This is a genomic window from Holdemania sp. Marseille-P2844, assembly GCF_900120005.1.
GTDB lineage: Bacteria > Bacillota_I > Bacilli_A > Erysipelotrichales > Erysipelotrichaceae > Holdemania.
Genome location: NZ_LT635451.1, coordinates 442838 through 456686 on the forward strand (window position 1 = coordinate 442838; position 13849 = coordinate 456686).

Consider the following 13849-nt stretch of genomic DNA (forward strand, 5'->3'; position numbering starts at 1 on the left):
TTTTTGTGGTCTTGGAAAAACAGGAGGAAGGAACTATGATCAACATTAAAGAAGACGAGCATCTGCATGTGCTCAACCACAGCTGTGCGCATTTGTTGGCGCAGGCTGTCAAACATCTGTATCCGCACGCAAAATTCTGGGTTGGACCGGTCATTACCGACGGCTTTTACTACGACATCGACTTGGGCGACGATGTGCTGCATGAGGAAGATCTGGCGAAGATTGAAAAAGAAATGAAGAAGATCGCCAAGGATGGCAAGCGTATTGTCCGGCATGAAATCTCGAAAGCGGAAGCGCTGGAGATGTTTAAGGACGATCCGTACAAGCTCGATCTGATCGGGCACATGGACGAAGACGATACGGTGATCAGCTGCTACTCCCAGGGGGATTTCACGGATCTGTGCCGCGGCCCGCATGTCGAGAGCGTCAAGGAGCTGAAGCATTTCAAACTGCTGAAAGTCAGCGGCGCGTACTGGAAGGGCGATGCCAACAACAAGATGCTGCAGCGGGTTTACGGCATCTGCTTCGATACCGACGAGGAAGTTCAGAACTATCTGAATTTCCTGGAAGAAGCGAAGAAGCGCGATCACAAGAAATTAGGCCGCGAGCTGGATCTGTTTATGATGAGCGAGTATGGCCCGGGGTTCCCGTTCTTTTTACCGAACGGTATGATCCTGCGCAATGTGTTGGAAAACTACTGGTACGAAGAACACACTAAGGAAGGCTATCAGTTCATCAAGACGCCGATCATGCTTTCCAAGGAATTGTGGGAGCTGAGCGGACACTGGGCAAATTACAAGGAAAACATGTATACGACGATGATCGACGACCGCGAGTTCGCGATCAAGCCGATGAACTGTCCGGGCGGAATGCTTGTGTATAAAAACGGCCTGCATTCCTATAAGGATCTGCCATTGCGCGTCGGCGAGCTGGGACAGGTCCACCGTCACGAAGCCAGCGGCGCCTTGAACGGATTGTTCCGCGTCAGAACGTTCACTCAGGATGATGCGCATATCTTCATGCGCGAGGATCAGATCGAGAGCGAAGTCGTTCGCCTGATCAACTTCATCGACCGCGTGTATTCGGTGTTCGGCTTAAGTTATGAAATTGAGCTGTCCACGCGGCCGGAAAAGAAATATATCGGATCGATTGAAATCTGGGATAAAGCGGAGGCGGCGCTGGAAGCGGCGTGTCATGCGGCGGGCAAGGCCTGCAAGATTAATCCGGGCGACGGCGCGTTCTACGGACCGAAGCTGGACTTCCATTTAACGGACAGTCTGGGACGGGTCTGGCAGTGCGGCACAATCCAGCTGGATATGAATCTGCCGGAACGTTTCGATCTGACTTATGTCGACGCGGACGGTTCCAAGAAACGTCCGATCATGCTGCACCGCGTTATCTTTGGCTCGATCGAGCGCTTTATCGGCATTCTGATCGAACATTACGCCGGTGCTTTCCCGATGTGGCTGGCGCCGCAGCAGGTCGTCATCGTTCCGGTGCATCATGAACGGCATCTGGACTATGCGAAAGAATTGGAAGCGATGTTGTTGGCCAAGGGCGTGCGCGTGAAGGTCGACGGCCGCAACGAAAAGCTGGGCTATCGCGTTCGTGAAGCGCAGACGCATAAGATTCCGATGCAGATTGTCGTCGGCGACGGCGAGGTTGAAAACAACACGGCGACGGTTCGCCGGTATGGCAAGAAAGACTCTGTGACGCTCGGCAAAGAGGAATTGCTGGAAAGCATCCTCAACGAAATTGAAACGAAGGCGCGCGTATGAAGAAATGGCTCTGTTTTCTCAGCGTTCTTGCGCTGACGGCGGGGTGCGCCGCCAATCCTAAAACACTCGAAGCAACTCCGGAAACATCGCCGGAGCCGACTGTGGAAACCACGCCGGTTTCCTTGTCGATCCTGGGTCCGACCGGAGCTCCGGCGCTGACCTTGATCGCGCCGATGAAGGCGGGACAGGATGTGACGCTTGTCGACGGTACGGATGTGCTGCAGGCCGCGTTCGTCAATCCGAATCCGGAATATGACGTGATCGTCGCGCCGAGCAACCTGGGTGCGAAGCTGGCCGCCAATGGCAAGACAACCTACCGGATGGAAAGCGTCTTAACCTGGGGAAATCTGTATCTGGTCGCGGCGGATGAAGCGGCCTTGGAAAACGCGGGTGTCTTTGCGGCCTTCGGCGAGGGTGCGGTGCCGGGCAAGGTGCTGGAAACCGTTTTGCAGGCTAATCCGGTTACGCCGGAAATCACCTGGTATACCAGTGTGGCGGAAGTTCAGGGCGCTATGCTGGCGGGAAAAGCCGACGTAGCGCTGATGGCGGAACCGGCGGCGACGGCGACGATCGCCAAGGCGAAGGAGAACGGTCAGGAGCTGAAGATCGTCATGGATCTGCAGGAACAATGGAAGACGGCCACCGGAACCCAGGGCTATCCGCAGGCGGCGCTGTTTGTCCGTCAGGATCTGCCGGAAGAAAAGAAAGCAGCCGTTGAAACCATGCTGCAGTCGATGCGCGATTATCTGGATCAGGCGGAACAGGATTCGTCGATCGTTGAAGCGGATATTGAAACACTGGGTGCTCAGACGCTGGGCGTGCCTGGCGGCGCTGTGATCGCTAAGACATGGACGCGGATGAATCTCAACATCGTTAACGCACGGGAAGTTCAGAGCGAGCTGGAATCCTTCCTTACGCTGTTTGGGATTACAGAACTCGCGGGCATACTGGCGGAATAAAACAAGAGATTCACTGAGAGAAGGTCAAGCCGGCCTTCTTTTTTTTATGAATTGTAAAAATTTCGTTAAGAAAAGAAATAATTTTCAGAATGTGTTGAAAACGAATGAAACAAAGCGATATAATAGAAATCAGAGAAAGGGTGGTACACCAATGACGATGGACTTAAACGAACGGATTTTTTATTACTTTAACGAACTGACAAAGATCCCGCACGGTTCCCGCAACGAAAAACAGCTGAGCGACTGGCTCGTTCAATTTGCGAAGGATCACGGCCTGCGCTGGATTCAGGATGAGATGAACAACGTCATCATTTATAAAGCCGGTACCGCTGGTCTGGAAAAGGCGGGCGCGGTGATTCTGCAGGCGCATATGGACATGGTCTGCGAGAAGGAAGCGGGCGTGGATTTTGACTTTGAAACGCAGGCGTTGAATACTTATGTGGAAGACGGCTGGCTGAAAGCCCGCGGCACGACGCTGGGGGCGGACGACGGCGTGGGCGTCGCGATGATGCTGGCGCTACTGGAAGCGGATCAGAAACCGCATCCGCCGCTGGAATGCGTGTTCACAGTGATGGAAGAGATCGGCCTGAATGGCGCGCAAGGGTTAAAGAAAGACTATTTTACGGCGAAACGGATGATCAACATGGACTGCGGCGGCGAAGATAAAACCGTAGTTTCCACCGCGGGCGGGTTAGTCTGTACGATGACGATGGTGCGGCCGCAGGAAAGTTTTGAAGGCAGCGGCTGGAAATTGACGGTTTCCGGACTGAAAGGCGGACATTCCGGTTCGAATATCGATAAAGAGCTGGGCAATGCGAACAAAATCGCGGTTCGCTGTCTGCGGGAACTGGTCAAAAACGAGCTGGAGGTCTGGATCGCGGATTGGGATGGCGGCAATAAGGACAACGCGATTCCGCGCGATTGCTGGATTCGGTTCGCCAGCCAGGATTCGCGCAAGGTTCAGAAGTGCGTCGAGCAGGTAGCGGAACAGGTAAAGGCGGAGCTGAAGGCCAGTGATCCGGATGTTGCCATTACATTGGAAGCCGATTCCACGATCAGCGCGGTTTACTCCGCACAGGATTCGAAAGCGTTCATCAATTTCATCACCGTCCTGCCAAGCGGTCTGCGTGCCAAAAGCATGGCAATTCCGGGCCTGACCTGGGCTTCGGAAAATCTGGCCTCGATCAAGCGGCGCGGATCCAGTCTGATCGTCACGATCTCGATGCGTTCAGCGCAAAAGAGCTGGATTGAAAAAATGAGCGATGAACTGACGATTCTGTCGGGATTGTATGGCTGGACCTGCAGCTTTGCTAACGGCTATCCAGCATGGGATTATTGTGAAAAGAGCGCGATGCGGCAGAAGCTGGCGGCCCTGGTTCAACAGAAAACCGGGAAGGAATTAAAAACGGAAGCCGGCCATGGCGGCACGGAATGCGGCGTGTTCTGTGAAATGATTCCGGGGATTGATATCGTGACGATCGTACCGGAAGCCAGCGGTGCGCATACGCCGCAGGAAAAGCTGAACCTGGCGTCGTTTAAACGGACATACGACCTGCTTTGCGAGCTGTTGGCAAGCCTGGAAGATTAATGCTTTATTCTGATTAGTTTTTGCTTGGCAGGGGGGACGCGTATGGAGCTGGATCTGATTTACGATTATTTTGACGAGGAACATCGCTTAACCGCGACGCCGGCCCGCAGCATTGAACTGTTGACGACGAGAATGCAGATTGCGAAAGTGCTGAAACCGGGAATGCGGATTCTGGATGTGGGGGCTGGAAGCGGAGCCTACAGTCTGGCTTATGCCCAGGAGGGCTATGCGGTCACCGCGGTGGAACCGGTGAAAAAGCACTGTGCGCTCATGAAGGCGAAACGCCGGCCGGCCATGGATCTGACGATCCTGGAAGGCAACGCGCTCGATCTGACGATGCTGGAAGCCGCTTCGTTCGACGTCGTCCTGTGTTTGGGACCGCTCTATCATCTTGAGCATGAAGCGCAGCGGACACGCTGTCTTGAACAGGTGCTGCGCGTGCTGAAACCCGGCGGATCCGTATTCTTCGCTTTTATCAATAACGATATGGTGTTCATAACGGAAGCGATGGTCTACAATCCGGATTTTCTGGACAACGGCCGGTATGACCGCAGCACGTTTAAGGTGGCGGATCTCCCGTTTGTTTTTCTGACGCTGGATCAGGTTCGCCGCTGGCTGGCTACGCTCGGCTGGAAACCGGCTCAGGTTTTCGCCGCGGACGGCATGGCCGAGCTGCTGGCGGACAAAGTGAATGCGCTGAGCGCCGAACAGTTTCAGCAATGGCTTGCGTTTCACTGGGCGATGTGCGAGAAGCCGGCGATGCTGGGCGCGAGCAATCATGTTGTTTTCAGGCTGGATAAAGTGTGAAAAATATCGCAAAAGGGCGGAGCTGACCGCCTTTTTTGTGCATTGATCCGCAAGGTCGGGAAAGGACGAAAAATGGGAAATAAAGATAGCGTTTTCATTCAGACTGATGATATAATAAATCCATGAGAAAACAGCGAACCGGTTTGAAAAAAGAACAATTCCTTACGATCGTGATCCTGATGATCCTCTGGCAGCTGCTGGCGATGAGCGTCAATAACGACATTTTGATCCCGATGCCTCTGGACGTGGCGCGGCGGATGCTTGCGGATGTATCGCAGCCGGCCTTCTACGCACAGACGCTGAGTACTCTGGGGCGGATGCTCAAGGGCTTTGGAATTTCGCTGATCCTCGCGTTGGTCTGCGGGTTTGCGGCGGCGACGCAGCCGGTGATCCGGCGCTTGATCGAACCGCTTGAGGTGATTGTCAAAACGATTCCCAATTTGTCCTACATTATGATTTTCCTGATCTGGCTGGGCAGCGAAGGCAGCGTCATGGTCACCAGCTTCTGCGTGCTGTTCCCGGTCTTTTATACAGCGGTTTTGTTAAGCCAGGATCTATTGGACAGCGAGCTGCAGGATGTGCTGCGATGCTACCCGGAAAGATCCGTGTCTGTTTTCTGGAAAGTACGTCTTCCGCAGGCTTTGCCGCATCTGTTGTCGGCGATGAAAACCGGCTTCGGCTTAGGCTTGCGGGTCTGCGTCATGGCGGAGGTGCTGACGCAGGTGAGAATTGGAATCGGCCGGCAGATGTCGTATGCGGCGCGGATCGCGCTGGATATGACGGGGTTGTTCGCCTGGACGCTGTGGATTATTCTGATCAGCGCGGCGGCGGACGGCTTGTTCAGCTGGCTGCAGAAAAAGGTTGAATCATCCCTGTGATGTTTTCAATATAGAAACCCAAATAACACGTGGAGGTGAAAGGATGGGGAAACTCAACGAACAGTCGGTGCAGGTCATCGATCGGATCGTCGATCGGCATCGCGGCCGGCTGGGACCGGTGAAGCTGATGCTGCACGACGTCCAGAAAGAGCTGGGCTATATTCCGTTTGAAGCAATGGAGAAAATTGCCGCAGCGTCAGGCGTTTCAGCTGCCGAGGTGTATGGTGTCGTCACGTTCTATACGCAGTTTACGACCGAACCGAAGGGCAAGCATGTCATCAATGTGTGCATGGGCACAGCCTGTTATGTCAAAGGATCGGCGGATTTACTGCAGCGGATTTGCGATCTGACCGGAACGAAGGTCAACCAGACGAGCGCCGACGGTCTGTTTTCGCTCGATGCGACGCGCTGTCTGGGGGCATGCGGATTAGCGCCGGTAGCGATTCTGGACGATCAGGTATACGGCAACGCGACCAGCTCCACCGCGCTGGAGGACCGGATCAAAGCGATCATTAAAACCGAGTCCGGCGTTCAGTAAAAGAAGAAAGAGGAGAAGCACATGAAATCATGGAATGAACTTCGCGAACTCCGGGCGAGCGCGGCGAAGGAAATCGCATTGCGCAATCCGGGAGCTTCGGCCGCAGCGGGGTCGGAACGGCTGCATGTTTTAGTCTGTGCCGGCACCGGATGCACATCGTCATCTTCGGCGCTGATCATGGAGCAGATGCAGCAGCAGTTAACCGCCCGCGGTCTGGATCAGGAAGTCCGCGTCATCAAGACCGGCTGTTTCGGTCTGTGCCAGAAAGGGCCGATCGTCGCGGTCTATCCCGATAAAATTTTCTACTGCCATGTCAAACCGGACGATGTCGGCGAGATCATCGAACAGCACTTCATCGGCGGTCAGCCGGTAAAACGGCTGGAGATGAACGACATTGATGAAATCACGCAGGAAAAGATCTTTGATATCGACAAGATCCGCTTTTATGCCAAGCAGCAGCGGATCGCGTTGAAAAACTGCGGTCAGCTCGATCCGGAGAATATCCGCGAATACATCGCCCGCGACGGCTATGAAGCGCTGGCGAAAGTGCTGCATGAAATGCAGCCGCAGGAAGTGATCGACGAAATTAAGAAATCCGGCCTGCGCGGCCGCGGCGGCGGGGGATTCCCGACCGGTGTGAAATGGCAGTTTGCGGCAGATCAGCCGGCGGGCGACAAGTATGTTATCTGCAACGCCGACGAAGGGGATCCGGGCGCATTTATGGATCGTTCGATTTTGGAAGGCGATCCGCATGCCGTGTTGGAAGCGATGGCGATCGCGGGCTATGCGATCGGCGCCCAGCAGGGGTATGTGTATATCCGCGCGGAATACCCGATCGCGGTAAAACGCTTGCAGATTGCGATCGGACAGGCGAAGGAACTTGGTCTGTTCGGCGAGCATATTTTAGGTACGGACTTCAGCTTTGATATTGAGATCCGTCTGGGTGCGGGCGCGTTTGTCTGCGGTGAGGAAACCGCGCTGATCCAGTCGATCGAAGGCAAGCGCGGCATGCCGGTGCCGAAGCCGCCGTTCCCGGCGGTCAGCGGCGTCTGGGGCAAGCCGACGATTATCAACAACGTTGAAACCTACGCCAATGTGGCACAGATTATCCTGAAGGGCTCCGGCTGGTTCAGTGCGATCGGTACGGAGAAATCCAAGGGTACCAAGGTCTTTGCGTTAGGCGGTAAAATCGTCAACACCGGACTGGTTGAGATTCCGATGGGTACGACGCTGCGCGAGGTGATTTATGAAATCGGCGGCGGCTGCCCGAACGGCAAGAAGTTCAAAGCGGTGCAGACCGGCGGCCCAAGCGGCGGCTGCCTGACCGTAGAGGATCTGGATACGCCGATTGACTTTGACAATCTGATCGCTTTGGGCTCGATGATGGGGTCCGGCGGAATGATCGTTTTGGACGAGGACAACTGCATGGTCGACGTCGCGCGCTTCTACATGGAGTTTATCGTCGACGAATCGTGCGGCAAATGTACGCCGTGCCGCGTCGGCACCAAGCGCATGCTGGAACTGCTGACGGATATCTGCGAAGGCCGCGGAACGATGGAAACGCTGGACGAGCTGGAAACGCTGGGCAAGATGATCAAGGATACCGCGTTATGCGGTTTAGGTCAGACCGCCGCCAATCCGGTGCTGTCGACGCTGCGCTTATTCCGCGACGAATATGAAGCGCACGTCAAAGAAAAACGCTGCCCGGCCGGCGTCTGCAAGAAGCTGCTGCATTATTCGATCGATCCGGAGAAGTGCCGCAAATGTTCGATGTGTGCCCGCAACTGTCCGGTCGGCGCGATCAGCGGCGTTCCGGGCCAGAAACCATATGTGATCGACCACGACAAGTGCATCAAGTGCGGCGCTTGTATGGAGACCTGCCGCTTCGGTGCGGTCAAGCGCGATTAAGGAGGGCCGCGGAAACATGACGAAAATCAATTTAAAGATCAATAATATCCCGGTTCAGGCCGAGCCGGGTTCCACCATCCTGGAAGCGGCGCGGGCCGCAGGCATCCAGATCCCAACGCTCTGTTATTTAAAAGACGTCAACAAAACCGGCGCCTGCCGCGTCTGCACAGTTGAGATCAAAGGCGCGAAAAGCCTGGGCGCCGCGTGTGTATATCCGGTCAGCGAGGGAATGGAGGTCTTCACCAATTCCCAACGCGCTTTGGAAGCGCGTAAGCACACCGTCGAACTGATTCTGTCCAACCATTGCGGCGATTGCCTTTCCTGCATCCGCAACCAGAACTGTGAGCTGCAGAAGCTGGCACAGCAGCTGGGGATCCGCAAGGTGCGTTATGAAGGGGAGAAAACACCGCCGACGTTTGATGAGGTTGCGCCGGGGATCGTCCGCGACACGTCCAAGTGCGTGCTGTGCGGACGCTGCATTGAAACCTGCAAGAAGGTTCAGGGTTTGGGCATTCTGAGCTTTATCAACCGCGGCTTCAACACCAAGGTCGCGCCGGTCTTTGATAAGAGCTTCAACGATGTCAACTGCATGCAGTGCGGTCAATGCGTCAACGCCTGCCCGGTCGGCGCTTTGTTTGAAAAAGAAGACATTCACCGCGTCATTGAAGCGCTGAACGATCCGGATCAGCATGTCATCGTCCAGACGGCCCCGGCGGTACGCGCAGCGTTAGGCGAGGAGTTCGGCCTGCCGATCGGCACGCGCGTTACCGGCAGGATGGCCGCAGCGCTGCGGCGGATCGGGTTTGACCGCGTCTATGATACCAACTATGCCGCGGATCTGACGATCATGGAGGAAGGCCATGAGTTCATTGAGCGCGTCCAGCATCAGGGTGTGCTGCCGATGATCACAAGCTGTTCGCCAGGCTGGATCCGGTATTGTGAATTTGAATATCCGGATCTGCTGGAGCATTTGAGTTCCTGCAAGTCGCCGCACATGATGTTCGGCGCGATTCTGAAATCTTATTACGCGCAGACGCATAATCTGGATCCGCGCAAGATCACGGTCGTTTCCATCATGCCGTGCACCGCGAAGAAGGCGGAGGTCGTCCGCCCGGAAATGCGCAAGGATGGCGTGGCGGATGTGGACGTTGTCCTGACGACGAGAGAATTAGGGCGGCTGATCAAGATGTATGGAATCAATTTTGAGAATCTGCCGGATGAAGATTTTGATCAGGATATGTTCGGACAATATTCCGGAGCCGGCGTGATCTTCGGCGCCAGCGGCGGGGTCATGGAAGCGGCGTTAAGAACCGTCAAGGAAACGCTGGAAAACAAACCACTGGATAGTCTGGACTTCACGGTTGTCCGGGGTATGGAAGGTGTGAAGACGGCGGAGCTGGAGGTCGCGGGGATGCAGGTTAAAGTCGCGGTCGCTTCCAGTATGAGCTGTGCCAAGCCGCTGCTGGATGAAATCCGCGCCGGCACCTCGCCGTATCATTTCATCGAGATCATGGGCTGCCCGGGCGGCTGCATCAACGGCGGCGGTCAGCCGATTATCAACGCGTCGATCCGCAACGGCTTTAAGCCGATTGACTGGAAGAAGGAACGGGCAAAGGCGTTATATGATGAGGACGCGCTGCAGAGTGTGCGTAAATCGCATGAGAATCCGCAGATCATCGCGCTGTATGATCAATTTCTGAAAGAACCGGGAAGTCCGCTGGCGCATGAGCTGCTTCATACGACGTATTCCAAAAAAGAACGTTTCAAATAAGACAGTTGTTAAAAGATAAGGCAAAGAGGGAAGGACTTCATGTTTTTCCTTCTTTCGCTTTTTGCGGAAGGAGTGCGGGACATTGAAAAAGATTGTAAAAGGTGTCGGCGCGGTGATCGCCGGGCTGATCGCTTTGATCATTGGCTATGGGATTTTCATGCAGGTCAATTACTACCGGATCGCGGATTTTCAAAGCGTGGAGACGGTGAACAATCCGCCGGCGCGGCTCGATGTTGATCAGGAGTATACGCTGATGACGTACAATCTCGGCTTTGGAGCGTATTCGGACGACTATTCTTTCTTCATGGATACCGGAAAGATGAAAGACGGGAAAGCGACGCGGGGAAAGCATGGCCGGGCTTTAAGCAAGGAAGCAGTGATTGCCAATACGCAGGGCAGTCTCGCTCTGATCCAACAATCATCGCCAGATTTTATATTCTTGCAGGAAGTCGATGTGAATTTCACATGAAGTAGTTGGCTTTGCTCAACCAGGTGCTGATCCAGGAGCGCGAACAGAGAAATTATATGATCGCGAGAGGTGATTTCAATCACAATATCACCGATACGCTGGATTTCTTTCCTTCCCACAAGCAGGTTCCGGATTGGATTTTTGTGATGAACACTGCATCTCTGGCAGAGGGGTATCACTTTGTTCGGGTAGATAACGTCGATGAAACTGCGGCTTGCCGTGGCGCGGTTATTCCATTTGAGACGCGGGTGTCATGTACCAGGTAATTGTCGACGAATTCTTAGTTTCGGATAATCTTATGGCGACAGCGGAGAATATCTAGAAGGACTATCGGTATTCTGCTCATAATCCAATCGCGTTGAAATTCAGAATGAATTAGTTCAAGGTTAGAGCGCGTTATATGAGACTTCAGTATATTTTTCTGAGTCTTTTTTTGTATTTTTGTTAGGATTTACTTTGTTATAAAATCTCTTATGAATAACTGTTTAGGACATAAATTTAACAGTTGATTACATTTAAACCCTTTTTTATGGCAAAAAAATCACACTATTATTGACATGAGGAAATAAGCCATTTATAATGAGACATGTATTAAAAATAAACGATTTTATCAGTTTTTTTCATTCAATTTTGATTGTCAAAAAAAGTGTATATTATCTGACGGTTAGCGACTGTTAGAGATTTCGCAGGGGGCGAAGGAAGCAGTTCTTTTTTTATGAACTGATTCCCATCGAGAGAGGGGGAGCAGCATGACCAAAGGAGAAAGCATCGAGCTTAGAACAAGGATATCGGTATCATTATCAATTAAAAAATGGATCAGCAAAGGGATTAAGCGTCTCATTGATATCCTGGCGGGGATTGTCGGATGTCTGCTTCTGATTCCACTTTACTTCTATGTCCGTCATAAAAATCATCAGGAAGGCGATTATGATCCGGTGTTCTTTAAACAGACGCGAATTGGCAAGGATGGCAAACCGTTTGAAATGATCAAATTTCGATCGATGATTCCAAATGCAGAAGCCGTCCTTGAACAGTTGATGAAGACGGATTCCAAGATCCGGGAAGAATATACAATACATAAAAAATTAAGACAGGATCCGCGCATCACCGCCGCGGGAGAATTTTTAAGAAAGACGTCGCTCGATGAATTTCCACAGTTAATCAACGTTTTGAAGGGTGAAATGACGCTGATTGGCCCCCGTCCTTATCTGCCGCGGGAGAAAGAAGATATGGGTGAATATTATAATCAGATTATTCAGGTCAAACCTGGCTTGGGCGGGTTGTGGCAAGTCCGAGGGCGAAGTGATCTCAGTTTCCACAACCGCTGCGAGCTGGATAAAGAATATGTCGAAAACTGGAACTTGCTGTGGGATTTCAAGATCTTGTTGAAAACATTGCGGATTGTCCTTTTAAGAAAGGGGGCAATGTGATGCGCTGGTATTTTGTTGAAGTTGAAAAGCATCATGAAGAAGATGTCCTGGAATTAATGAAAAGCTCGCCTTTCGAAGCTTTCTTACCAAAGAAACAACGTTATTTCAAAAAGCAGGAATTGGTGATCTGGGTAGAACGGCTGTTGTTTCCAGGAACGATCATGATTGCCAGCGATTTCCCTCAAGCTGAATTTACAAAGCAGTTCAACGAATGGCTTTCTCAGCATTCAAATTTATCCCGGCGGATTCATTTAGAAGGAAAAGTGTATTTCTCCTTGCAGGAAGATGAACGACTTTTCCTGAATTCATTAATGAATGAGCAGCATGTAATTCCGATTTCAACCGGTGTCTTAAACGAGAGGCAATTAATTGTCGAATCCGGACCTTTGCAAGGATTGGAATCGCGGATAAAGAAGATTGACCGGCATCAACGAACCGCGCAGGTTCAGTTTCAGATCTGCGGCCAGATGATGTTGCTTTACCTTGGATTGATTGTTAAACAAAATGATTGAATTTGATTTGGATAGTTGCATGGGCACTTCCAATTCACTTTCATGGTTATTTTTTACAAACTCATCGGAAGCTTGAGGTGGCGAAGCCTACCTTTTTTTATTAATCGACAAGGATGTGACAAAATTGAAGAAAAAACAGAAAAGAAACAAAACAAAGATTTTGTTGATTGTGGCGGGTACGTTAATAGGTTTAATCGCTGTGATTGGCATCAGCGGAAATTTGTATGTAGATTCTTTATTAAATAAGACTAACCGTTCAAAGAAACTGACCGATGAACAAGCAATGGTGAATCAGGAAGTTAAAGATCAAGTGCAGGATCATAAAATTGTGAATATTGCTTTATTCGGTTCCGACAATCAGGATTGGAACGAGTGGACTGATACTGAAATGCAACGGTCAGATGCGACAAAGATTGTCTCTTTAGATTTTAACGCGAAGAAAATTAAAATCACTTCATTACAACGAGATACTCTAGTCTATCTTCCGGAACCTTACAATGATTATGATAAGTTGAATCACGCCCATTGGCGCGGAGGTCCTGAGTTAGCGATTCAGACGATCAATTTGAATTTTGATATGGATATTACGCAATATGTTGGATTCAGCTTTGAAGCAACGGTAAAGTTGGTCGATTTAGTCGGTGGAATTGATCTTTATCTGACAGCCGAAGAAACGCATCAAAAGATTCGTGATTTACAAATTGACGGCGATGACGGGGTTTATCATCTGAATGGTCAACAAGTGAAAGAGTATTGCCGGATCCGGACCATTGATGATGACTTCCATCGCATGAAACGTCAGAACACCGTCATTATGGCCATCCTGACAGAACTCAGAACGAAAAACTTTTGGGAACTGATGGATATCGTCGAAGACATGATGCCTTGGATCGAAACGAATCTGACTAACGATCAAATTAAGAATTATATTATGAATTTACTGACCTTTGATTTAAAGCATATTGATCAATACCAGATTCCTTCTACCGGAATGGAAGCTATCTACAAAACTGTAGAATATAATGATTTCAGTCCTTTGTATGTAATGGATAGTTATCAACAGATGGTGAAGGATATTCATGAGAACATCTATGAAATGGAAAATTATCAGCCAAGTACAAAGGTAATTGAACTTGAGAAGTCAATCTATGAGAAATTTGGAGGACCTGAATAAGGTTCTTTTTTAGTGAGAAGAGAAAAGGGAGAAAAGA

At 51.4% G+C, this 13849-nt stretch carries 13 protein-coding genes; all 13 read left to right on the top strand.

Going from position 1 to position 13849, the window contains the following annotated elements; translation table 11 throughout:
- The first annotated feature begins 35 nt into the window (after positions 1-35).
- The gene (gene thrS / locus BQ7364_RS08750; RefSeq protein WP_229056834.1) at positions 36-1778 is read left to right on the top strand and encodes a threonine--tRNA ligase; all 1743 of its coding nucleotides are present in this window, start codon (positions 36-38) and stop codon (positions 1776-1778) included.
- Positions 1775-2737, top strand: a complete 963-nt coding sequence (locus tag BQ7364_RS08755; protein ID WP_072684367.1) for a YajG family lipoprotein — start codon at positions 1775-1777, stop codon at positions 2735-2737. Before thrS ends, BQ7364_RS08755 begins: the two co-directional genes overlap by 4 nt.
- A gap of 151 nt (positions 2738-2888) precedes the next feature.
- Positions 2889-4325, top strand: coding sequence for a beta-Ala-His dipeptidase (gene pepD, locus BQ7364_RS08760; RefSeq protein ID WP_072684368.1), 1437 nt, complete (start codon positions 2889-2891; stop codon positions 4323-4325).
- Positions 4326-4367: 42 nt separating this feature from the next.
- Positions 4368-5132 (top strand): class I SAM-dependent methyltransferase, encoded by a 765-nt coding sequence (locus BQ7364_RS08765; protein ID WP_072684369.1) that lies wholly within the window; start codon positions 4368-4370, stop codon positions 5130-5132.
- 122 nt (positions 5133-5254) lie between these two features.
- Positions 5255-6010: an ABC transporter permease gene (locus tag BQ7364_RS08770; protein ID WP_072684370.1), complete on the top strand. Its 756-nt coding sequence runs from the start codon at positions 5255-5257 to the stop codon at positions 6008-6010.
- A 43-nt stretch (positions 6011-6053) separates the two neighbouring features.
- Entirely contained in the window at positions 6054-6548 is a 495-nt protein-coding gene (locus BQ7364_RS08775) for an NADH-quinone oxidoreductase subunit NuoE family protein (RefSeq protein WP_072684371.1), read from the top strand.
- Positions 6549-6569: 21 nt separating this feature from the next.
- A complete protein-coding gene (locus BQ7364_RS08780; protein ID WP_234973163.1) occupies positions 6570-8456 on the top strand; it encodes an NADH-quinone oxidoreductase subunit NuoF in 1887 nt (628 codons plus the stop codon).
- A 16-nt stretch (positions 8457-8472) separates the two neighbouring features.
- Positions 8473-10227: an NADH-dependent [FeFe] hydrogenase, group A6 gene (locus tag BQ7364_RS08785; protein WP_072684372.1), complete on the top strand. Its 1755-nt coding sequence runs from the start codon at positions 8473-8475 to the stop codon at positions 10225-10227.
- An 82-nt stretch (positions 10228-10309) separates the two neighbouring features.
- Positions 10310-10696, top strand: coding sequence for a hypothetical protein (locus BQ7364_RS08790; protein ID WP_072684373.1), 387 nt, complete (start codon positions 10310-10312; stop codon positions 10694-10696).
- 56 nt (positions 10697-10752) lie between these two features.
- Positions 10753-10962, top strand: a complete 210-nt coding sequence (locus tag BQ7364_RS08795) for a hypothetical protein (RefSeq protein ID WP_234973164.1) — start codon at positions 10753-10755, stop codon at positions 10960-10962.
- A 483-nt stretch (positions 10963-11445) separates the two neighbouring features.
- Entirely contained in the window at positions 11446-12126 is a 681-nt protein-coding gene (locus BQ7364_RS08800; RefSeq protein ID WP_072684375.1) for a sugar transferase, read from the top strand.
- Positions 12126-12638, top strand: coding sequence for a transcription termination/antitermination NusG family protein (locus BQ7364_RS08805; protein ID WP_072684376.1), 513 nt, complete (start codon positions 12126-12128; stop codon positions 12636-12638). Before BQ7364_RS08800 ends, BQ7364_RS08805 begins: the two co-directional genes overlap by 1 nt.
- Before the next feature lie 115 nt (positions 12639-12753).
- Positions 12754-13812, top strand: a complete 1059-nt coding sequence (locus BQ7364_RS08810) for an LCP family protein (RefSeq protein WP_072684377.1) — start codon at positions 12754-12756, stop codon at positions 13810-13812.
- Positions 13813-13849 lie beyond the last annotated feature (37 nt).

Excerpts from the sequence above, each read along its gene's own strand:
- BQ7364_RS08770 (WP_072684370.1), top strand. The coding sequence starts at position 5,255 with ATGAGAAAACAGCGAACCGGTTTGAAAAAAGAACAATTCCTTACGATC.
- pepD (WP_072684368.1), top strand. The coding sequence starts at position 2,889 with ATGACGATGGACTTAAACGAACGGATTTTTTATTACTTTAACGAACTG.
- BQ7364_RS08805 (WP_072684376.1), top strand. The coding sequence starts at position 12,126 with ATGCGCTGGTATTTTGTTGAAGTTGAAAAGCATCATGAAGAAGATGTC.
- BQ7364_RS08780 (WP_234973163.1), top strand. The coding sequence starts at position 6,570 with ATGAAATCATGGAATGAACTTCGCGAACTCCGGGCGAGCGCGGCGAAG.
- BQ7364_RS08785 (WP_072684372.1), top strand. The coding sequence starts at position 8,473 with ATGACGAAAATCAATTTAAAGATCAATAATATCCCGGTTCAGGCCGAG.
- BQ7364_RS08775 (WP_072684371.1), top strand. The coding sequence starts at position 6,054 with ATGGGGAAACTCAACGAACAGTCGGTGCAGGTCATCGATCGGATCGTC.
- BQ7364_RS08800 (WP_072684375.1), top strand. The coding sequence starts at position 11,446 with ATGACCAAAGGAGAAAGCATCGAGCTTAGAACAAGGATATCGGTATCA.
- BQ7364_RS08765 (WP_072684369.1), top strand. The coding sequence starts at position 4,368 with ATGGAGCTGGATCTGATTTACGATTATTTTGACGAGGAACATCGCTTA.
- BQ7364_RS08795 (WP_234973164.1), top strand. The coding sequence starts at position 10,753 with ATGATCGCGAGAGGTGATTTCAATCACAATATCACCGATACGCTGGAT.
- thrS (WP_229056834.1), top strand. The coding sequence starts at position 36 with ATGATCAACATTAAAGAAGACGAGCATCTGCATGTGCTCAACCACAGC.
- BQ7364_RS08755 (WP_072684367.1), top strand. The coding sequence starts at position 1,775 with ATGAAGAAATGGCTCTGTTTTCTCAGCGTTCTTGCGCTGACGGCGGGG.